The organism is Pseudomonas sp. B21-010 (assembly GCF_024749325.1).
Classification (GTDB): domain Bacteria; phylum Pseudomonadota; class Gammaproteobacteria; order Pseudomonadales; family Pseudomonadaceae; genus Aquipseudomonas; species Aquipseudomonas kilonensis.
The window spans coordinates 4,926,185-4,947,506 of sequence record NZ_CP087198.1 but is presented as its reverse complement, the minus strand read 5'-3'; the positions used below and the strand labels follow the sequence as shown (position 1 = coordinate 4,947,506).

The window sequence follows — 21,322 nt, the reverse complement described above, 5'->3', positions numbered from 1 at the left end:
GAAACAGTCGCCCCGATTCCTGGAAGACCGCATCACCTTCATCGCGGGCAAGCCTTGCTCCCACAGTATCCCTCGCCACAGGTGTTCACCTCAGGCCTTGTCCGGCTTGGCCAGCAGCGTGTAGACGCAAGGCAACACGAACAGCGTGAACAAGGTGCCAATCGACATCCCGGTGGCGATCACCGTGCCGATGTCGAAGCGGCTCACCGCCCCGGCGCCCGTGGCGAAGATGAGCGGCACCATGCCGAACACCATTGCTGCGGTGGTCATCAGCACCGGCCGCAGACGAATCGACGCGGCTTGTTCCACGGCTTCGCGCGGTGTCAGGTTCTGTTCCCTGCGCAGCTGGTTGGCGAATTCGACAATCAGGATCCCGTGCTTGCTGATCAGGCCAATCAACGTCACCAGCCCCACCTGGGTATAGATGTTCATGCTTGACCAGCCGAGGAACAACGGAATCAAGGCGCCGCAAATCGACAGCGGCACGGTCACCAGGATCACCAGCGGGTCCCGGAAACTTTCGAACTGCGCGGCCAACACCAGGAAGATGATTGCCAGTGCCAGGGCAAAGGTCGCCCACAACGCGCTGCCTTCCTGTACAAATTGGCGCGACGCCCCGGCGTAATCGAAGGCGAACCCCACCGGGGCTTCCTCCCGGGCGATCTGGCGGACGGTCTCGATCGCCTCGCCCATGCTCACGATGGGAAAGCCCGAAATGGTCACCGCATTGAGCTGCTGGAACTGGTTCAGTTGTCGCGGTCGCGCCCGGTCGCTGACCTTGATCAGGGTCGACAGCGGGAGTGATTCACCCTTGGCATTTTTCACGTAGTAGTTGTTCAACCAGTCCGGGTTGTCCCGGAAGGGGCGTTCGACCTGGGCAATGACCTTGTAGCTGCGCCCCTCGAGAGTGAAGCGGTTGATCTCGGCTTCACCCAGCAGTGTCGCCAGGGTACCGCCCAGGTCCTGCATCGAGACGCCCATCTGTGCGGCCTTGGCGCGATCGATATCCACCACGACTTCGGGTTTGTCGAACGCCAGGTCAATGTCCATGAAGGCGAACTTGCCGGATTCCAATGCGCGCTTTTTGACCCGGTCGGCAATCTCCAGCAGCGTCGCATAATCCTTCGGCGAGTTGATGACGAAGGCAAATGGCAAGCCTTCGCCGGTGCCCGGCAGCGAGGGCAGGTTGAAACCGAAGATCTGCAAGCCAGGCACGCTTTCCAGCTTGGCCTGGACCTCTGGCAGGATTTCCATCTGGGTGCGGCTGCGTTCGTTCCAGGGCTTGAGCAGGAAGCCGCCGATGCCCGACTGTACGCCGTTATAGCCGTTGATCTGGAACGAGGAGTAGTACTCCGGGAACTCCTTGAAGATGGTAATGAAGTGATCGGTGTAGGTGTTCAGGTAGTCGAGGTTGGTGGGTTGCGGGGCGTTGGCCATCATGAAGATGATGCCCTGGTCCTCGTCGGGGGCCAGTTCGGACTTGGTGAACATGATCAGCACCGGGATCAGCAGCAGGACGATCACGGCGAACACCAGTACCACCGGCCGGGTGTTGAGCGTGCCGTGAAGCATGCGCTGGTAACGGCTCTTCAAACGTTCGAAAACCATGTCCAGCCGATGGGCCAGCCCCGAGGGGTTCTCATCGTGGCGCAGGAGCATGGCGCACATCATCGGTGACAAGGTCAGGGCGACGATCCCGGAGATCACCACCGCCCCGGCCAGGGTCAATGCGAACTCCTTGAACAAAGCGCCCGTCAGGCCCTGGAGCAGGCCGATCGGCGCGTACACCGCCGCCAGGGTGATGGTCATCGAGACCACCGGCATGGCGATTTCCCGGGCACCTTCTATCGCGGCGTCGAATGGGGTCTTGCCTTCCTCGATGTGCCGGTGAATGTTCTCCACCACCACGATGGCGTCGTCCACCACCAGACCGATGGCGAGCACCATGGCCAGCAGGGTCAGGAGGTTCATCGAGTAGCCCATCAACTGCATGAAGAACATCACGCCGATCATCGACAGCGGGATGGTCACCACCGGGATGACCACCGAACGCAGGGCGCCGAGGAACAGGAACACCACGACGATGACGATCAGCACCGCCTCGAACAGGGTTTTCACCACTTCGTCGATGGAAGCCTGGATGAACAGGGTGGCGTCGTAGGCGATCTCGGCCTTGAGGTTGGCCGGGAGCTGGGCCTCCATGTCCGGCATGATCTTGCGTACTTCCTTGATCACATCCAGCGGGTTCGCACCCGGCGTGGCCTTGATCCCGATGTACACCGAGGGCGTGCCACCAAAGGAACTGATGGAGTCGTAGTTCTCGGCCCCCATTTCCACGCGGGCCACGTCCCGTAGCAACACGCGGCTGTCGCCGTCGGTCTTGAGCGGGATTGCGCCGAAGGCCTCGGCGGACTTGAGTTCGGTGTTGGCGTTGATGCTGGTGACCACATACTCGCCCTTCACTTCACCAGCAGCGGAGAGGAAGTTGTGCTGGCGCACGGCATTGGTCACGTCGGCGGCAGTCAGGCCGAAGCCGGCGAGTTTGACCGGGTCCAGCCACAGGCGCATGGCGAAGACCTGGTTGCCGAGGATTTCCGCCTCGGCCATGCCTGGCAGGGTCGCCAGTTTGGGCTGGATCACCCGTGACAGGTAGTCGGTAATCTGTGGGTTGTTCAGTTCCTTGCTGAAGAAGCTGATGTACATCAGTGCCGAGGCATCGGCGGCCTCGCGGCTGAGCACTGGGTCCTCGGCATCCTGGGGCAGTTGGTTCTTGACCTCGTTGGCCTTGGCCAGCAGTTCGGTAAAGAGCCGGTCGCTGTTGGAGCCGATGCGGGCATAGACCGAAATCACCGAGAAATTCTGGCGGCTGACCGAGGTCATGTAGTCGATGCCCTCGGCACTGGCCAGGCTCTGCTGCATCGGCTGGGTGATGTAGCCCTGGATAGTCTCGGCATTGGCCCCGGGGTAGGCGGTGGTCACCGTGATCAGGGCGTTCTCCATTTGTGGATACTGACGCAGGGGCAACTTGCTCCAGGCCTGGAAGCCCAGTAGCACGATCAACAGGCTGACCACGGTGGCGAGCACCGGACGGCGGATGAACGGATCGGTAAAAGCCATGGGGGTTCCTTGATCAGTCCGCGCGCGGCGGGCTGTTCTGTTCGGTCAGGGTCTTGTCGTCGCTGATGGCGATCGGCGTACCGTTATCGAGCTTGAGCTGGCCGGCAATCACGACTTGCTCGCCGCTCTGCACGCCTTTGGTAACCAGCACCTGCCCGTCGCGTCGTTCGCCGGTTTCCACGAAACGCCGTTCAGCGATCAGGACCGGCTGGCCCTTGTCGTCTTTCTCGACATTGCCGTCGGCGGTTTTCTTCTGGGTCACCACGTACATGGAGTTGCCGTAGAGGGTGTAGGTCACGGCGCTTTCCGGCACGACGATTCCGGCGGCCACGTCCGGCAGGATCACCTGCAGGTTGGCGAACATGCCGGGCAGCAGCTTGCCGTCGGGGTTGGCCAGGGTGGCGCGCACCAGCACGTTTCGGGTGCTGTCCTCGACCTTGGGGTTGATCGCGCTGATGGTGGCGACGAAGTTTTGCCCGGGATAGGCCGAGACACTGACGTTGACCGACTGGGCAACGGCGAGCCTGGGCACGGTTTGCTCGGGGACGTAGAAGTCCACGTAAAGGCTGCTGAGGTCCTGCAGGGTGGCGATCACCGTGCCGCTGGCCAGGTAGTCGCCAACGTCCACCTGGCGAATACCGATGGTGCCGCTGAATGGCGTCAGAATCTGTTTTTTGGCCAGCGAAGCCTTGAGCTGGTTGACCGTGGCCTGGTTCTTCTTCAGTTGCGCCGAGAGCCGGTCGAATTCGCCCTTGGAGATCGCCTGGCTGCCCACCAGTTGTCGGCCGCGACCGAAATCCAGTTGCGCCAGGCCAAGGTCGGCCTCGGCGGTTTCCAGCAGGGCGCTTTCGACTTCACTGTCCAGTTGCAGCAGCGGTTGGCCGGCCTTGACCTTCTGCCCGGACTGGAATTGCACCTTCTGCACGGTCCCGGCGATTTCCAGGCTCAGGTCCACGCCTTGCAGCGCCTTGAGGCTGCCAACGGTGGGCAGGCGAGCTTGCCAGGGTTGCTGGGCGGCCGTGGCCACGGCCACGCTGACCGGTGGTTTGGGTGCAGAAAACATCTGGATCTGCTGGTAGACGGAGAAGGCCTTGTAGCCGGCGAGCAGCAGCACCACCAGCAGGACAACACCCAACATGATCAGCATGCGGCGTCGCAGCATGTTCCACTTCCTTGGAAAAGAGCTGAGAGAAAATACAGATAGGCGGGCACATTACTCTGAGTGTGCGGGCTATTCCAGATGTTGGCGGGCCGGTGATGCGTGGGATTCTTCCGAAAAATCAGGGAGCTCGGCACCGAGGTGCTTCGCTCCCTGGCTCAGGCCAGATGCAAATGGTTGTCCCAGAGGCCTGCCGGCAGATCCAATGGTTTTGCAACCAGTTGTGTCTGCCGGCAATCGTAATAGCGGCAACGCCCTTGGCCCGACGTCACGACAAACCCGTCGGCCACCGCGCCCACGCCGGCACAGTCCGGCAGCGGCGCATCCAGGCGTACTTCGCCACTGTCCAGGTCCCAGATGAAGAAGCGGTTGCCACGAGGAGCGGTCAGGGCCACCAGGCGCAGGTCGCTGTGCACGGCGACGCTGGCAGTGTAGTGCCCCATGGCCTGCAATTGCTCTTCAGGCACTGGGAACGCCTGGAACGGCTGGCCCGGCCGCTTGATCGCCAGCAGTTGCGACGACTCGTGGGCAGCGCCCATGAACTGCTGGCCGGAGACGATGGTGCCGTCGCTGGCGATGCCCAGGTGGCGCACGCTATTCATCGACTGGGCGAGGGTTTCCTTGCTCAGCAGGGTGCCATCGCGTTGCATCAGCACCAGGCTCGGCTCCATGGCGTCGAGGTTCATTTCGACCCGGCTTTCGGCCTCGGTGCGAATGCCGCCATTGGCCACCACCAGGGTTTCGCCATCAGGCATCCATGAGACCTGGTGCGGACCGATGCCATGGGTGGACATCTCGCCGCTGTGCACCAGCCGCTCGCCTTCGAAACGGTACACGCCCAACAGGCCGCGTCCCGGGTCGGTGGTGTCGTTCTCGGTGGCATACAGCCATTCGCCGCTTTTGTGGATCACCGCATGGCCGTAGAAATGCCGGTTCGGCAACGAAGTGATGGTTTGCAGCAGCGTCCCGTCGCGCAGGTCGATCAGGTAGCTTTCGGTACCTGGACGGCGGGCGACGAACAGCGCAATCGGCTGTGTCGGATGATTGATGATGTCATGGCAGCGCTGGCCGACCTGGGTGGCGAACACCCGGGTGCCGTCCAGTCGATAGCCGACGGCGTAGTGCTTGCCGTCGCCGTCGTCCCGTGCCGAAAGCAAGAGTGGGTGCTTGTCCTTTTGCTTGAACAGCGTCCAGCCGCCCAGGGTGACGGCGCCGAGCAGCAAGCTGCCCAGTGCCAGAGCCTGACGTCGAAACATGATCAGTCACCGTCGTTGGCATTGAAGCCCAGTTGAATGCCCAGCGCCTTGGCCAGTTCGCCTTCGTGCAGGCGATGGACGACGTTGAGGCTGTCATACAAATCGTTGAGTTGCTGGCGCCCGGCATCGTCGTTGAGCATTTCGGTCAGCGAACGCTGGCTGCTGGCGAACAGCTTCAAGGAGGCATCGTAGGCGGCATCGATCTTGTCGGCCAGTGGCTTCTGGTCGCTTGGCAACAGGCCGCGCAGGCCCTTGTTGTCCACGCCTGCCCAGACGGTCCTGGCCGCACTCAGGCTGGCCTCCAGGCCTTGCAGCGACGACTGGCTGCGCCAGGCATCGGCCTGGAACGGCTGAGGCACGCCTTTGCTCTGGCGGCCCATCGGTGTGCCGAGCTTTTTCTTCAGCGTGTCCAGGGCGGTGACCTGGACACGCAGCAGGTCAGCGATGGCCTCGTGGGAATCGGCGTAGCGCTGGTTGGGGAATTTGCTCATCTGGGCGAGCATGCCGTCGTTGGTGTTCCAGCGCGACAGGATCTCTTCGGCCAGTTGTTTCTGGCGTTCGCCGATGGCGGTGAGCAGCGGGCAATACTTGGCTTTTTGCGCACTGTCGGCCATGTCGATCTTGGCGTCGAACAGCAGGTATTCATAGGCCGAGAGGCCCTGGACCACGACGCTGGACTTGGCCAGGCCGGCGGCGTCGATCTGTGGCTCGCTGTTGACCAATTGCTCGACCTGACGGCCCACCAGGTTTTTCTTGTCCGGCCAGAACTGCACCTGCCAGGCGCGGTTGCCTTCGGCCAGCGGACCGATCAGCAGCGGTTGCAACTCGGCCCAGGCTTTTTGCGCCTTGAGGAAATCGGCGCGGGCGGTTTCCAGGTTTTCCTTGCCTTGGCAGAACGCCAGGGCGCTGCTCGCCAGTTGCCGGTCGGCATCGACCCAGCGGCTGTAGGTCGGCAGGATCACTTGCTTGGCGATGGCGGCCGAGGTGACGGCTTGTGGATCCTGGGGCGAGCAGGCACCGAGGGCGATGGCGGCGAGGCTGGTGAACAACAGCTTGGGACGGAACATGTCGTGCTCCCACTTCTGGAAAAGGCGTTTAAAGGGAATTCAGGAAGGCCAGCAACGCAGTGCGCTGCTCGGCATTGAACGCTAAAACCTGGCGCTGCGCCGCTTGTGCTTCGCCGCCATGCCACAGCACGGCTTCGAGCAGATTGCGGGCCCGGCCGTCATGCAGGAACTGGGTGTGGCCGTTGACGGTTTCGGTCAGGCCGATACCCCATAGCGGCGGGGTTCGCCAGTCACGGCCGCTGGCCTTGAATTCGCTGCGGTTGTCCGCCAGGCCTTCGCCCATGTCGTGCAACAGCAGGTCGGTGTAAGGGCGGATGACCTGGTTCGCCAACTCCGGTTCGGCAGCGTTGGCGGCGGTGGTGTATTTCGGTGTGTGGCAGGACTGGCAACCGGCCTGGAAGAACAGATTCTTGCCCGCCAGCACCTGGGGTGAATTCACCTCGCGCCGGGCCGGTACGGCGAGGTTGCGGCTATAGAACAGCACCAGTCGCAGGATGTTGTCGCTGACTTCCGGTTCGCCATCGGGGCCGTTGCCGCTGGGCGCACGCTTGCAGTCGACCTGGGTCTGGGTGCAGTCGTCGAAGGGCCGCAGGCTTGTCGTCAGGCCCATGTCGCCGGAGAAAGCGTGGACGTTCTGCTGGTTGAGGTTGGGCTGTCCGGCCTTCCAGCCGAACCTTCCCAGGACGGTTTTTTGCTGGGCATCGTCCCAGACCTGGTTGGGACGCCCGGCGATGCCGTTTTTCTCCCGGGCCTGGGCTTCGGCGTTTGCCAGGATGGCTTCGTCGGGGATCGCCTCGAGCAGCCCCAGGCCGATCATCGGCGGGGCGACGCGGGCGGAAAAACGCGTGTCCGGGTGCATCGGCCCATAGGCCAGTTGGGTGATCTGCAGGTCGGGCTTGCGCAGTTCCACCACGGTGCCGTCCTTGAAACGCACCGGGACCGGCGTGTAATCGACCCGCACCTTGCCTTCAGGGGCGACGCCAGGCACGGACATGTCCTGCAACTGCCCGCCGTAAACCGGTTCCGGCACGACTCCCAATTGTTCGATGACCTTGGCGTAAGGCGGCGCGTCGGGGATCGACAGGCGTACCAGCATCGATACCGCGGTGGTCGCGTCCGGCGCGGGTGGGTGGCCGCGGCCGTCCTTGATGTGGCAGTTCTGGCAGGCGTTGGTGTTGAACAAGGGCCCGAGGCCATCGCGAGCGGTGGTGGTCGAGGGGGCGATCACCCAGGGGCTGCGGAAGAAACTGTTGCCGACGCTGAAATCCACGCGCCGTGAGGGCGGCAGGTTGGCCGAGGGCAGGGAAAAGGCGTTCTGGTCCGTCTTGCGTACCGTCGCGGCGCCACCGGAACGGGCTTCACCCGGTTCGGCCTGGGTAAAACGCGGGGCATCATCGCAGGCGCTCAGGCCCAGGGCCATGAACAGCGCACATAAACGAAGAGGCAACGACGGCATCGGGCGTCCTGGGAGATGAGTGAAAACGAGGGCGCAAAGTCTAACAGGGCGGGGCAGTTTGAATAAGAGGAATTATCGTTTGGTTTAATGAGATCGCGCTTGCTTCACTGTGGCGAGGGAGCTTGCTCCCGCTGGGCTCTGTAGGAGCTGCCGAAGGCTGCGATCTTTTGATCTTTCGCTTGAGACTCAACAGTCAGGGGAAAGATCGCAGCCTCGTTGCACTCGACAGCTCCTACAGAGCCGAGCGGGAGCAAGCTCCCTCGCCACAGGTTCACCTAAGGCCCTCAGGGCTGGACGACAGCCCCCGGCACCAACGGCAACTCCAGCGTTGCGATGAACCCGCCGTCGGGATGATTGCCCAGTACCAGCGTGCCGCCATGGCGTTCGGCGGCGCGGCGTGCGATGGCCAGGCCCAGGCCATGACCGGCGGCGGTCTGGCCGGGGGCGCGGTAGAACGGCTCGCCCAATTGTCCCAGGTGTTCGGCCTCCACGCCTGGCCCGTGGTCGCGCACGCTGATCAGGATCCGTTCACCCTGGCGCATCGCGCGCATCTCGATCGATTGCCCGGCTGGATTGAAGCGTTGGGCGTTGCGCAGCAGGTTGTCCAGCGCTCGCTCGATCATGGTCGGCCAGCCCTTGAGGGTCAGGTCCGCCTCGGTTTCGAGCTGCACGGTTTGTTCCGGTGAGGCCAGTTGCGCATCTTTTTGCAGGGTGACCAGCAAGCCGTTGAGTTCCACCTCTTCGGCGCTGGCGTTGTCGGCATCGACCCGGGCCAACACCAGGATTTCACTGATCAGCGCTTCCAGGCGATCGCATTCGCGGGTCAGGCGTGGCCAGAGTCTTTCACGTTCCTCGGGGCTGGCCCGCTCAGCCAAGGCCAAGGCAATGCGCAGCCGGGCCAGGGGCGAGCGCAGTTCGTGGGACACGTCGCGCAGCAGTTGTCGCTGGCTGGTGATCAAGCTTTGCAGGCGCGCGCCCATGCGGTTGAAGTCAGTGGCCAGTACGCCGAACTCATCCCGCCGGTTGGCCAGCTTGGCGAGGCTGTTCTGCTGATAGGCGGCCTGGCCCAGGTCATGCACCGCACCACGCAGGCGACTCAGCGGGCGAGTGATGGAAAGCGTCACCAACAGGCTGAACAAGGTCAGCACCACCAGCGCGATCCCCAGCGCACTGAGGGGCCAGAGCAGGCTGTCGCGGTGCCAGGCGTCCAGTTCGGGATGGGGGATGCGGTAGATGAACAGATACGTGTCACCGGTTTTGGCACTGGTGAATTCGTCGGTCAGTCGCCGCCAGGGCAGGCGTCGCTCGTTGCTGTTCTGCCGAGCCTCGAAGGCCTCGGCGCGATGGGGGAATGTGCCGCGCACCACCGGGTCGCCGCTTTCATTGAACACTTGGACGTCGATGTGATACTGACGCTTGCGCTGTTGCAGGATGTCCTGCGCGGCGTCCTCACCCTGGCTTTCGTAGGTTTGTGTCCACTCTTCGGGCAGGGTGTTGAGACCCGGATGGCGGCTGAGGATCCAGGCGTCCTGATTGAGCATGTGGCCCATCAGGAGCGAAAGTCCTGCAACCAGAGCGATGGCCAGCCAGAAACTGGCCAGGATGCGCCAGAACAATGAACGCACGGTAGATCCTCGAAAACAAAGAAAGCCCAACGGCAATTGCCGTTGGGCTAGGGGGCTTCAGTGCATTATTGCGCTTTTTGCGGCTGTTGCGCTTTCCAGGCCTTGAACTCAGCCCACTCGGCGCGACGCTCGGCCTGTTTCTTCTGGATCGCGTCGAACTCTTTCTGCTGCTCAGGCTTCAACAGCCCGCGGATCTGGGCATCGATCTTCTGATGCCGGGCCTGCATTTCGTCTTGCATGGCTTTCTGGTCGGCTGGCGACAGCTTGGCCAGGTACTTGTCTACCAGTTCGCGTTGTTCGTGGCGCTGTTCGCCCATGATCCGGCGAATCTGCTGGCGCTGTTCGTGGCTCAGGTCCAGTTGGCTGTACGGACCTTTGTCGTGCATCTGGCCGCCGTGGCGTGGGCCGTCCATTGGTCCCATCGGGCCGGCGCCTTCGGGCATGGCCATGGCGACGGTCGGCAGGGCGGCAGCGAACATCAGAGCGATAAGGGTCTTGCGCATGGTGTGTCTCCTTGTCTCATTCCCGGTCAGTTCCGGATGAGTGCAGATTACGGAGATCAAGGTCAGCGGCGGTCAGGGGTGGGTAAAGCTTGGGTAAAGACGGTTTGGTGCGGACCTGACAAATCTGCTGGGCCGAACACAAAGCCCTGTGATGGGGGTACTTGCTGTGGTGAGGGCGCTTTTGTGGCGAGGGAGCTTGCTCCCGCTGGGCTACGAAGTAGCCCCAAGATTCTGCGGTTGCTGCGCAACCGAGCGGGAGCAAGCTCCCTCGCCACAAAAAGCCTCTTGGGCAGGAATAGCAGCCAAAGCCTCTAGAGGCTGTAGTAGTAACCACGGCTACGCAGCGCCACGATGCGCGGGCGGCCGTCGGGGTGGGGGCCGATTTTCTTGCGCAGGTTGCTCACGTGCATATCGAGGCTGCGGTCGTACAGGGTCAGCTTGCGGCCCAGGGCGATCTGCGCCAGTTCCTGCTTGTCCAGCGGCTCGCCCGGTTGCTTGAGCAACGCTTCGAGCAGGCGGCTTTCGGAAACGGTGAGGGTCTGTTCCTGTTCATCGATGCTGACCACGCCACGTACCGGGCTGAAAGTCAGGTCACCCAGTTCGATCTGGCTGGACACGGCTGTCGGGTGGCTGCGGCGCAGCACGGCGCGTAGGCGGGCGGTCAGTTCGCGTGGGTCGCAGGGCTTGGCCAGGTAGTCATCGGCGCCCAGTTCCAGGCCGAGGATCCGGTCCAGGGGTTCACCCCGGGCCGACAACATCAGCACCGGCAACTCCGGATGATCGCTGCGCAATTGCTTGAGCAGTTCCAGGCCACTGCCGTCGGGCAGCATCACGTCCAGTACCACGGCTGCCGGGGCGGTTTCGGCCAGGGCCTTGCGGGCACTTTGGCCATCGTGACAGGCCCGGACCTGAAAACCTTCCTGGCTCAACCAGCTGACAAGGAGCTCGCACAGCTCCTGGTCATCGTCTATCAGTAACAGCTCGCTCATGACTCACTCAATTTAGCCATTGCCGACGTTGTCTACGTCCACCGCTGGCAAAGATACCGCAGAGCAGGGCCAATAGCGCTACCCCGGCACCGATGACAAACCATTGCTGTTGATCGGTCAACAGGCGTGGCAGGGGGCTGGCCTGGGCTTCCTTGAGTTGCAGCTTCAGGCGTTGGTTCTCCTGGCGCAACCGGCCCAGCAATGCGCTCTCGCGTTCGCTGTCGGCGCTTTGCAATTGCTTGCTCAGTTCTTCGCGCTGGCGTTCGCTGTCTTTCAAGCGTTGCTGCAGTTCGGCGATCTGGCTGCCAGCACTCAGGGACAAAGGCGTCGAATGACTGCCCTCGGTGCTCTCCTCGCCATGGGCGGGTGCCCCGATCGCCAACGTGACCAATAACAGGCACAACGGACCTTTGCGCATTGCAACTCCTGAATTCCAATCGAGATTAGACAGGTTGTCGGCAGGCAAACGAGAACAATGAGCAATTGAACGCAATGAGCCGCGAAGGCTCATCGCGCCAGGGGCATTTACGGCATGGATTGCTTGAATGGCTTGACCACGACATTGGCATAGACGCCGGCCGCAACGAACGGGTCGGCCTCGGCCCATTGCTGCGCAGCGGACAGGGAGTCGAATTCGACCACCATCAGGCTGCCACTGAAACCTGCGGCGCCCGGATCATTGCTGTCCACCGCCGGATGCGGGCCGGCCAGCACTACGCGGCCTTCGTTCTGGAGTTTTTGCAGGCGCTCCAGGTGCGCGGGACGAGCGGCCTGGCGTTTTTCCAGGGAGTTGGCGACGTCGGTAGCAATGATTGCGTAGAGCATGTCAGTCCTCGGTTTTTGGCGTGGTGGGGTCGGCATCATGCAGGTGACGGGACAGGTAGATACCCTGGCCAATCAGGAACAACAGCGTCATGCCCAGGCTACCGAAGACCTTGAAGTCGACCCAGTACTCCTGGAACGTGAACGCAACGAACAGGTTGGCGGCGCCGCAGAACAGGAAGAACGCGATCCAGGCGATGTTCAACCGGGTCCAGATCAGTTCCGGCAGGTTGATGGCATGGCCCATGATGCGCTTGATCAGCAAGCGGTCACCGATGAAGTGGCTGCCGATGAAGGCCAGGGCAAACAGCCAGTTGACCACCGGGGCCTTCCACTTGAGGAAGGTTTCGCTGTGGAACGCCAGGGTCAGGCTGCCGAACACGAGGCAGGCGACCAGGGTCAGCCACTGGCTCTTCTCCAGCTTGCGCTGGGACACGAACAGTGCGCCGTAGACCACCAGGGAGCTGATGATCAGCACTGCGGTGGCGCTGTAAATACCGCCTACAGTCAAGGAATGACCGGCGAAGTCGACGGCCCGGGGATCAAGTTTGTAGACGATGAAAAACAGCAGGAGCGGGATGAAGTCGATGAATTGTTTCACAGTGGCAGCCAGAAGCAGGATGTGGCGGCATAATAACAAACATCCTTGGCCGCGATAGGGCCAGCTGATTTGAGGTAACAAACTCTCGTGAATGTTGATTTGCACTGCCATAGCACGGCCTCCGATGGCGCCCTGGCGCCTGCGGTTCTGGTGGCGCGGGCGTTCGAGCACGGCGTGCGAGTCCTGGCCCTGACCGATCACGACACCCTCGAAGGCCTCGACGAGGCCCGCAGTGCCGCCACGGCACTGGGCATGCAGCTGGTCAATGGGGTCGAGCTGTCCTGTACCTGGGGTGGGGCGACGATCCATGTGCTGGGCTATGGTTTCGATGTGAATGCGCCGGCGTTGGTCCAGGCCATCGCCCAATTGCGCGACGGGCGCTGGCTGCGTTCCGAAGAGATCAGCCGCAAGCTGGCCCTCAAGGGCATGCCCGGTGCGCTGGACGGCGCCCGGCAGATCCAGCAGGCGCTGGGCGACAGTGGCAACGCACCGGCCCGACCACACTTTGCCGACTGGATGGTGCGCGAAGGGTTCGTCAAGGACCGCGCCGAAGCGTTCCGCAAATGGCTGGGGGCCGGCAAGCTGGGGGACGTCAAGCAGCACTGGCCGACGCTGGAAGAAACCGTCGGGACCCTGCGGGCCGCTGGCGCCTGGGTCAGTCTGGCACATCCATGGCACTATGACTTCACTCGCAGCAAGCGCCGCCGCCTGGTCGCCGACTATATTCAAGCGGGGGGCCATGCCATTGAGGTGGTCAACGGCCATCAGCCTGCCGAGCAGGTTGGCAGCCTGGCGATCCTGGCCCGTGAGTTCGGCCTGCTGGTCACCGCCGGCAGTGATTTCCATGGCCCTGGGGGCTGGTCCGAGATTGGCGAATACCGCCCATTGCCGGAAGATCTGCCACCACTCTGGTGTAGATTCAAACATGATCCCGTTACCGCCGCCGTCTGAACAGGTAGAACACGTGAGTCAATTTTTCCAGATTCATCCGGAAAACCCGCAAGCGCGCCTGATCAAACAGGCCGTGGAAATCATTCGTGGCGGTGGCGTGGTGGTCTATCCCACCGACTCGTCCTACGCCATCGGTTGCCAGATCGGCGACAAGAATGCCGTGGAGCGGGTAAGACGCCTGCGTCAACTGGACGACAAGCACAACTTCGCGCTCATCTGCAGCGACCTGTCGCAGTTGGGGCTGTTCGCCAAGATCGACACCGGCACCTTCCGCCTGCTCAAGGCGCATTTGCCGGGGCCATATACCTTTATTCTCAATGCCACGCGGGAAGTCCCGCGGCTGTTGCTGCACCCGAAAAAGCGCACCATCGGCCTGCGGGTGCCGAGCCATCCCATTGCCCTGGCGCTGCTGGCGGAACTGGGTGAGCCGCTGATGAGCGTGACGCTGATTATGCCCGGCGAGACCGATCCGCTGACCGATCCCTATGAAATGCGCCAGATCCTCGAGCATCAGGTGGACCTGATCATCGACGGCGGTTTCGGCGGCATGTCGGCGTCCACGGTGATCAACCTGGCCGATGGCGAGCCCCAGGTGGTGCGCGTCGGTTGTGGCGATCCGACGCCGTTCATGGTCGAGGCCTGAATGTCCGCCGTGGAAACCGCAGTGGACAGTGCAGATAGCCAGGCCGGCGCGCAGCAGGAGCTGCCGTTCGCCATGGTCTATGGCCAGGCGGTCATGGAAATGCCCCTGGACCTGTACATTCCGCCGGATGCGCTGGAAGTGTTCCTCGAAGCCTTCGAGGGCCCGCTTGACCTGCTGCTGTACCTGATTCGCAAACAGAACATCAACATCCTCGACATCCCCGTGGCGGAAATCACCCGCCAGTACATGGGCTACGTCGAGTTGATGCAGTCGGTGCGCCTGGAACTGGCGGCCGAGTACCTGGTGATGGCGGCCATGCTGGCCGAGATCAAGTCGCGAATGCTGCTGCCGCGCTCGGCAGAGGTCGAAGCGGAAGAAGACGATCCGCGGGCCGAGCTGATCCGCCGCTTGCAGGAGTACGAACGCTTCAAGGCCGCAGCCGAAGGCCTCGATGGTTTGAAGCGGGTCGGGCGCGACGTGGTGGTGCCCAAGCTCGATGCGCCCGAGGCGCGGGCGCGCAAGTTGCTGCCGGATGTGAGCCTGGAAGAGTTGCTGATGTCCATGGCCGAGGTCCTGCGCCGGGGCGATATGTTTGAAAGTCACCAGGTCAGCCGCGAAGCGTTGTCCACCCGCGAGCGCATGAGCGATGTGCTGGAGCGGCTCAAGGGCGGCGGTTTCGTGCCGTTCGTCGAGCTGTTCACCGCCGAGGAAGGGCGCTTGGGGGTTGTCGTGACGTTTATGGCGGTCCTGGAATTGGTCAAGGAATCCTTGGTCGAGCTGGTGCAGAATGAGCCGTTCGCAGCGATCCATGTGCGGGCACGAGCCGAATAACGAGCAAATCAATGAATCTGACTGAACCCCGCGAGCTGGCCCCCTTGCTTGAAGCTTTCCTGTTGGCCTCGGGAAAGCCGCAATCGATGGAGCGCCTGTTCGAACTCTTCGAAGAAGGCGAGCGACCTGAGCCGGCCGTATTCAAGAAAGCCCTGACGCTGTTGGGCAAATCCTGCGAGGGGCGGGCCTTCGAACTCAAGGAAGTGGCGTCCGGTTATCGCCTGCAGATCCGCGAGAAGTTCGCGCCATGGGTCGGGCGCCTGTGGGAGGAGCGGCCGCAGCGCTACTCCCGCGCCATGCTCGAAACCATGGCATTGATTGCCTATCGCCAACCGATCACCCGCGGCGAGATCGAAGATGTGCGCGGCGTGGCGGTCAACAGCCATATCGTCAAGACGCTGTTGGAGCGCGAGTGGATCCGTGTCGTTGGCTATCGCGATGTGCCCGGCAAACCGGCGATGTTCGCCACCACCAAGGCCTTTCTCGATCACTTCAACCTGAAGAACCTGGATGACCTGCCGCCGCTGGCCGAACTGCGGGAGCTGGAACCCGAGCCGATGCTGGAGTTCGACGACGCCCCGGTGCCCCAGGGCCTGCAGGAATTGGCCGATGCCAGTGCCGAGCCTGAGGAACCGAAGGAAGAGACCAGTTTCCACTCGTTGTTGCTGGAGCTGGACACCATGGAGGAGGGCTTGAAGACCGATTTCGACGACCTGCTGCGTGAGGGGCCGGGGCCTGACAGCGAGTCGGAACCAGAGCCAGAACCAGAACCGGAACCGGAACCGGAAGAAGACATCCTCGGCGTTGCGCAAGCCCGGGAAAAACTGCTGGCCGCCGTCGCCGCTCTCCAACCGCCGGAACCCGAGCTGAGCGACGAAGAAGCCGAAGCCCGCGCCCTGGCCGAAGCGATCGAAAACGAACGGCGCCAGTTCGACGACTGATTCAACTGGTTTGCAAACACTGGCTGATCCACCGCCGTCCCCTGTGGGAGCCGAGCTTGCTCGCGATGACGGAGGAACATTCAGCATCAATGCAGGCTGACCCACCGTCATCGCGAGCAAGCTCGGCTCCCACAGGGGCCTTCATTAAGCCGGGTGCCACCGGTCGGCGGAAAAAGCGCCGGGCGCGCGTCGATCAGCTAGTCTCTGATGCGCAATCGCCTCAACGAGCGTATGATTCGCGACCCTTTGGCGATCCCTTCGTCGAAGACCCGTTTTCAAAGCGTCAGGCCAAGCCTGACCCGACCACACCGGGAGGTGCCCAGAATGAAAGACCAAGACCAGAACGACAGCCAGGAAATCGGCCCAGCAGGCGAGAAGCTGCAAAAAGTCCTCGCCCGTATCGGCGTCGGCTCGCGCCGCGACGTGGAAGCCTGGATCACCCAGGGCCGGATCAAGGTCAATGGCAAAGATGCCACCTTGGGCCTGCGTGTCGACATGCACGACGCCATCACCATCGATGGCAAGGTGATCAAGCGCGAAGAGGCCGCCGAAACGGTGCGCCGCGTGATCATGTACAACAAGCCCGACGGCGAGATCTGCACCCGTGACGACCCGGAAGGCCGTCCGACGGTGTTCGACAAGATGCCGCGTCCCAAAGAAGGCCGCTGGATCAACATCGGTCGCCTGGACATCAACACCACCGGTTTGCTGATGTTCACCACCGACGGTGAACTGGCCAACCGCTTGATGCACCCGTCCTACGAGATGGACCGCGAATACGCTGTGCGTGTGCGTGGCGAAGTCGATGACGAGATGATCGAGCGCCTCAAGGCCGGCGTCGTGCTGGAAGACGGCCCGGCGCGTTTCACCGACATCAAGCAGGCGCCCGGCGGCGAAGGCTTCAACCACTGGTACCACTGCGTGGTGATGGAAGGCCGCAACCGTGAAGTGCGGCGTCTGTGGGAATCCCAGGGGCTGGTGGTCAGCCGCCTCAAGCGCGTGCGTTTCGGTCCGGTGTTCCTCAATTCCGACCTGCCGATGGGCCGCTGGCGCGAAATGAGCCAGTACGAAGTCGACATCCTGGCGGCCGAAGTGGGCCTCAAGCCGGTGGCAATGCCGCAGATGACCGCCAAGAGCAAGGACAAGCTGGAGCGGATGCAGCGTAAATCCTCGCGCCCGATGGGCAAGACCGAGCGCGTGCGTACACTGCGTCCGGCTGCCGAAGGCGCGCCAACGGGGCCGCGTCCTTCCCGCGAGCCGCAGATCGAAGGCGAACGCCCGGCCCGCAAGCCTGCTCCGCGTCAGGACGGCGAGCGTGGTCCACGCACGCCGCGTCCGGCCAATGGTCGCACTGAGCGCGGCGAAGGTCGCGGTGCCCCGGCTGGCCGCGGTACGCCAGTTGCCGATCGCCCGGCCGACACCAAGCGTCCGGCCAAGCCGGCACCGAAAAAACGCCCGGGTATCATCCTGGCCGACCGTGACACGCCATCGGGCAAGCGCCGTGGTGCACCGGCAGGTTCGGGACAGCGTCCGGGGTTTGGGCGTCGTAAGCCGGAGTGATCGGCGAGCGTCCATGAAAAAAAGCCAACTTTCGAGTTGGCTTTTTTTTGCCTGGCTTTAGTTGAAGGGGGAGGTTCACAGATTCGGCATCTGGCTCAGATCTTCTGTGGGAGCGAGCTTGCTCGCGATGGCGGCGGTCCAGTCAACATCACCTTTTCAAGCAGGCCGCTATCGCGAGCAAGCTCGCTCCCACAATGGGATGGCGTGTGGGAGCGAGCCTGCTCGCGAAGAGGCCAGTAGCCTCACAGATACCTCTAAAGCACAAACCGCCCATCAAACATCGGCTCATTATCCAGCGCCAACATCCCCTTCTCGAAAATCAGATCCAGGTGATGGCTGCCCTTGGCCCCGCCGCCGAGTCCCAGGTGCAGGCCGCAATGGCGCTCCTCGAAACCGGCATTGCGAGCGTACAGGCTCTTGACCCCTTCGTTGGTGCCAATCCCCAGTTCCTCGATGCGGCGGTTGGACGGGTTGGCGTCCAGGTATTTGTTGAAGTCGTGCTCCAGGCCCGGTACGTCGGTGGCGATTTTCTGGATGGTGGAGTCTTCGATCCACAGCTCCAGCGGCGATTGCAGCACGCCGTATTTGCGCGCGAACGGGATGGTACTCAGGAAGGTGCCGACGAAATTCACTCGGCCATTGATGGTGTCGCTGTGGGTGGCGATTTCGCCGGGGGCCAGGTCGTAGTTGCCGAGTCCGTTGATGTCGGTCCATTTCTTCACACTGCCCAGGGCGGTGTCGAAATACGAACCGTGGTCATCCTGGAAGCTCAGGGTCGTCGCCTGGGACATGCGCCGGATCAGGTGACTGTTGAGCCCGGCGATACGCTGGGGAATCACGCTGAAGGTGTCGTAGAAGTAGTCGCCGTAGTCCTTGAACAGCAGCGATTTCCTCCAGTTGTCGGCCATCACGCCTTGCAGTGCGCGGACAAAGTCCGGGCCGTCGGGACGAGGGTTGGGCAGGGTGGAGGAGTCGTAGAAGAAAATGTACAGATCGCTGTCGGCAATGGCCTTGGACAGGCGCTCCGTGGGTTCAAGGTCCAGGCGCATGGCGCTGAACCGGAAGGGCGAGCCGCTGCCCGCCTGCTCGGCAATGGCGCCGGTCAGCGCTTCGTAGTCAGCGGTATGGCCGAGCAACACCTTGGCGGGCTGGATGCCGACCAGGGCGGGATGGTGTTCGAGGTAGTAAAGGAAATGTGAGATGGCTCGTTGTGTGTCCATGCTTTTTCTTCCCTGACAAGTTCATTAAACGTCCCTGACAACCGGCAAAAGTGGCGGAGTCGACCGGCCGGATCGCCTCCGCCGGGCGGTGCCTACAGAGGCCACATCGCCGTGCCGAATGGAACGACGGCATCGGCCTGCATCATTTCAACCGCGGCTTCATGGGTTGGGGCTTCAAACCATTCGTCCAGTTGCAGTTCGGTTTCCAAGTCTTTGTCCAGTGCTTGCATAGTGAATCTCCTAGATGACTTTTACGGAAATTTGCGGCTCGATTCGGCGAATGGAAGCAGGCCGGCAACGGCACCGCAGAACTTGTCGGCACGATGCCTTGGCAAGTCGGTGAAAACCTAGTCGAGGGATTTTTGGATTGCAAAAAAATAATTTTATTTTTTTTGTTTGAACTTTTTATTCCATTTTCAGCGGCGATATTAGTCATTCAAAAACAGCCGCCTGGGTGCTTTTTTAAATAGGTAGCTACCTACCGTCAATTTGCAGTCAGCCTACGGAAATTTCCTCTTTGGAAAGTTTGCGTTACGCACTGTAAAGGAATACTGACGATTTTTTCCTTGTGAACGGGCCGCTATCGGCGTTTCGGGTGGCTGTAAGAAAAAGCTGCCGAGGGCCCCGGTTTGACGCGTTTTTTGATACTTCGCAGCGCTTGTTTCAGGCCAACGGGAAGGGTCAGATGCGCGCCATACCTGAAGTGCAGGGGGAGACGCTGATCCGGTGGTGTCTGGCAGGAGGAGGGCCGCAGTGTACAATGCGCGGCGTTTTACTGTGACCCTTCGCGTACCCACGCATTTTCAAGGTTATCCGCCTTGTTCACTCCGCCATGCCATAAGCGTGTCGGGTTCGATTTCGTCACAGATAAAAACAAATAGGTGACGCATGACCGTTGTAGAAAATACGCATTCGGGCGAGCTGAAACGCGGCCTGAAAAATCGCCACATTCAACTGATCGCCCTCGGTGGCGCGATCGGTACTGGCCTGTTCCTCGGCTCGGCGGGGGTGCTGAAATCAGCCGGCCCGTCGATGATCCTTGGCTACGCCATCTGCGGCCTCATCGCCTTCATGATCATGCGCCAGTTGGGTGAAATGATCGTCGAAGAGCCGGTGGCCGGTTCCTTCAGCCACTTTGCCCATAAGTACTGGGGCGGTTTCGCCGGGTTCCTGTCGGGTTGGAACTGCTGGATTCTCTACATCCTGGTGGGCATGTCCGAGCTGACTGCAGTCGGCAAGTACATCCATTACTGGGCCCCGGACATTCCGACCTGGGTGTCGGCGGCGGCGTTTTTCATCCTGATCAACGTTATCAACCTGGCCAACGTCAAAGTCTTTGGCGAGGCCGAGTTCTGGTTCGCGATCATCAAGGTCGTGGCGATTGTCGGCATGATTGCCCTGGGCAGCTATTTGCTGGTCAGTGGCGACGGCGGGCCGCAAGCGTCGGTGACCAACCTGTGGTCCCACGGTGGGTTTTTCCCCAACGGCGTCAGCGGCTTGGTGATGGCCATGGCGATCATCATGTTCTCCTTTGGTGGCCTGGAAATGCTCGGTTTCACTGCCGCTGAGGCCGACAAACCGAAAACCGTGATTCCCAAGGCCATCAACCAGGTGATCTACCGGATCCTGATTTTCTACATCGGTGCGCTCGTGGTGCTGTTGTCCCTGACCCCTTGGGACAGCCTGCTGACCACGCTCAACGCTTCCGGCGATGCCTACAGCGGCAGCCCGTTCGTGCAGGTGTTCTCGATGCTGGGCAGCAACACCGCGGCGCATATCCTCAACTTCGTGGTGCTGACCGCCGCGCTGTCGGTGTACAACAGCGGCACCTACTGCAACAGCCGCATGTTGCTGGGCATGGCCGAGCAGGGTGATGCGCCCAAGGTCTTGTCCAAGATCGACAAGCGCGGCGTGCCGGTGCGTTCGATCCTCGCCTCGGCGGCGGTCACGCTGGTGGCGGTGCTGTTGAATTACCTGATCCCGCAACATGCGCTGGAGTTGCTGATGTCGCTGGTGGTCGCGACCCTGGTGATCAACTGGGCGATGATCAGCTACTCGCACTTCAAGTTCCGCCAGCACATGAACCAGACCCGCCAGACGCCGCTGTTCAAGGCGCTGTGGTACCCGTACGGCAACTACATCTGCCTGGCGTTCGTGGTGTTCATCCTGGGCGTGATGCTGCTGATCCCGGGCATCCAGGTATCGGTCTATGCGATTCCGGTGTGGGTGGTGTTCATGTGGGTGTGCTACGTGATCAAGAACAAGCGCAGTGCCCGGCATGAACTGGCGGTGGCGGCTGCTGCCAAGTAACCCATCTTGAAATACAACAAACCCGGCCAAGTGCCGGGTTTGTCGTTTCAGGCCAGACACAAATCCTGTGGAAGCAAGAACTCTGGAAGCAAGAACTCTGGGAACAAGGTCTGTGGGAGCAAGGCTTGCCCGCGATGCAGTCACCTCGGTGCAGCTGATGGACCGAGGCGATGCCATCGCGGGCAAGCCTTGCTCCCACAGACCAATTCCACAGACCAATTCCACAGACCAATTCCACAGACCAATTCCACAGACCAATTCCACAGACCAG

Annotated in this window: 19 protein-coding genes; 6 read left to right on the top strand and 13 right to left on the bottom strand. The window is 61.8% G+C overall.

What is annotated here, in order from left to right; translation table 11 throughout:
- Positions 1-90: 90 nt before the first annotated feature.
- The 11 genes from LOY50_RS21940 to LOY50_RS21890 all read right to left on the bottom strand — a co-directional run bounded on the left by LOY50_RS21940 (position 91) and on the right by LOY50_RS21890 (position 12,595).
- Complete coding sequence (locus LOY50_RS21940) at positions 91-3,117, bottom strand: multidrug efflux RND transporter permease subunit (protein WP_214509463.1); 3,027 nt, start codon at positions 3,115-3,117, stop codon at positions 91-93.
- A 13-nt stretch (positions 3,118-3,130) separates the two neighbouring features.
- Positions 3,131-4,279 carry an efflux RND transporter periplasmic adaptor subunit gene (locus LOY50_RS21935; protein WP_258689177.1) on the bottom strand — a complete coding sequence of 383 codons (1,149 nt, stop codon included), beginning with the start codon at positions 4,277-4,279 and terminating at the stop codon, positions 3,131-3,133.
- A 155-nt stretch (positions 4,280-4,434) separates the two neighbouring features.
- On the bottom strand, positions 4,435-5,532 hold the full coding sequence (locus tag LOY50_RS21930; RefSeq protein ID WP_258689176.1) for a DUF1513 domain-containing protein: 1,098 nt from the start codon (positions 5,530-5,532) through the stop codon (positions 4,435-4,437).
- A 2-nt stretch (positions 5,533-5,534) separates the two neighbouring features.
- Positions 5,535-6,599 (bottom strand): imelysin family protein, encoded by a 1,065-nt coding sequence (locus LOY50_RS21925; RefSeq protein WP_116833304.1) that lies wholly within the window; start codon positions 6,597-6,599, stop codon positions 5,535-5,537.
- A gap of 28 nt (positions 6,600-6,627) precedes the next feature.
- On the bottom strand, positions 6,628-8,055 hold the full coding sequence (locus LOY50_RS21920; RefSeq protein ID WP_258689175.1) for a di-heme oxidoredictase family protein: 1,428 nt from the start codon (positions 8,053-8,055) through the stop codon (positions 6,628-6,630).
- A 284-nt stretch (positions 8,056-8,339) separates the two neighbouring features.
- Positions 8,340-9,680 (bottom strand): HAMP domain-containing sensor histidine kinase, encoded by a 1,341-nt coding sequence (locus LOY50_RS21915; protein WP_253477404.1) that lies wholly within the window; start codon positions 9,678-9,680, stop codon positions 8,340-8,342.
- 65 nt (positions 9,681-9,745) lie between these two features.
- The gene (locus LOY50_RS21910) at positions 9,746-10,183 is read right to left on the bottom strand and encodes a Spy/CpxP family protein refolding chaperone (RefSeq protein WP_214509468.1); all 438 of its coding nucleotides are present in this window, start codon (positions 10,181-10,183) and stop codon (positions 9,746-9,748) included.
- 311 nt (positions 10,184-10,494) lie between these two features.
- Positions 10,495-11,172, bottom strand: coding sequence for a response regulator transcription factor (locus LOY50_RS21905; protein ID WP_003204879.1), 678 nt, complete (start codon positions 11,170-11,172; stop codon positions 10,495-10,497).
- A gap of 7 nt (positions 11,173-11,179) precedes the next feature.
- Positions 11,180-11,590, bottom strand: coding sequence for a translation initiation factor 2 (locus tag LOY50_RS21900; RefSeq protein WP_214509469.1), 411 nt, complete (start codon positions 11,588-11,590; stop codon positions 11,180-11,182).
- A 107-nt stretch (positions 11,591-11,697) separates the two neighbouring features.
- Positions 11,698-11,997: a YciI family protein gene (locus LOY50_RS21895; RefSeq protein WP_258689174.1), complete on the bottom strand. Its 300-nt coding sequence runs from the start codon at positions 11,995-11,997 to the stop codon at positions 11,698-11,700.
- Between the two features lies 1 nt (position 11,998).
- Positions 11,999-12,595 (bottom strand): septation protein A, encoded by a 597-nt coding sequence (locus LOY50_RS21890; protein WP_253477401.1) that lies wholly within the window; start codon positions 12,593-12,595, stop codon positions 11,999-12,001.
- Between the two features lie 87 nt (positions 12,596-12,682).
- Between LOY50_RS21890 and LOY50_RS21885 the strand changes: the two genes are divergently transcribed.
- The 5 genes from LOY50_RS21885 to rluB all read left to right on the top strand — a co-directional run bounded on the left by LOY50_RS21885 (position 12,683) and on the right by rluB (position 17,521).
- A complete protein-coding gene (locus LOY50_RS21885; RefSeq protein ID WP_018605009.1) occupies positions 12,683-13,546 on the top strand; it encodes a PHP domain-containing protein in 864 nt (287 codons plus the stop codon).
- A gap of 13 nt (positions 13,547-13,559) precedes the next feature.
- Entirely contained in the window at positions 13,560-14,189 is a 630-nt protein-coding gene (locus LOY50_RS21880) for an L-threonylcarbamoyladenylate synthase (RefSeq protein ID WP_014339843.1), read from the top strand.
- 132 nt (positions 14,190-14,321) lie between these two features.
- On the top strand, positions 14,322-15,020 hold the full coding sequence (locus tag LOY50_RS21875; protein ID WP_214509807.1) for a ScpA family protein: 699 nt from the start codon (positions 14,322-14,324) through the stop codon (positions 15,018-15,020).
- A gap of 11 nt (positions 15,021-15,031) precedes the next feature.
- A complete protein-coding gene (gene scpB, locus LOY50_RS21870; RefSeq protein ID WP_258689173.1) occupies positions 15,032-15,961 on the top strand; it encodes an SMC-Scp complex subunit ScpB in 930 nt (309 codons plus the stop codon).
- A gap of 324 nt (positions 15,962-16,285) precedes the next feature.
- Entirely contained in the window at positions 16,286-17,521 is a 1,236-nt protein-coding gene (gene rluB, locus LOY50_RS21865; protein WP_214509474.1) for a 23S rRNA pseudouridine(2605) synthase RluB, read from the top strand.
- Between the two features lie 254 nt (positions 17,522-17,775).
- On the opposite strand, the gene LOY50_RS21860 is transcribed toward rluB, so the two are convergent.
- Positions 17,776-18,741 carry a leucyl aminopeptidase gene (locus tag LOY50_RS21860; RefSeq protein WP_214509475.1) on the bottom strand — a complete coding sequence of 322 codons (966 nt, stop codon included), beginning with the start codon at positions 18,739-18,741 and terminating at the stop codon, positions 17,776-17,778.
- Positions 18,742-18,833: 92 nt separating this feature from the next.
- A complete protein-coding gene (locus LOY50_RS21855; RefSeq protein ID WP_003178782.1) occupies positions 18,834-18,971 on the bottom strand; it encodes a hypothetical protein in 138 nt (45 codons plus the stop codon).
- A 658-nt stretch (positions 18,972-19,629) separates the two neighbouring features.
- Here LOY50_RS21855 and LOY50_RS21850 point away from each other — a divergent pair.
- The gene (locus tag LOY50_RS21850; protein WP_258689172.1) at positions 19,630-21,051 is read left to right on the top strand and encodes an amino acid permease; all 1,422 of its coding nucleotides are present in this window, start codon (positions 19,630-19,632) and stop codon (positions 21,049-21,051) included.
- The last annotated feature ends 271 nt before the right edge of the window (positions 21,052-21,322 follow it).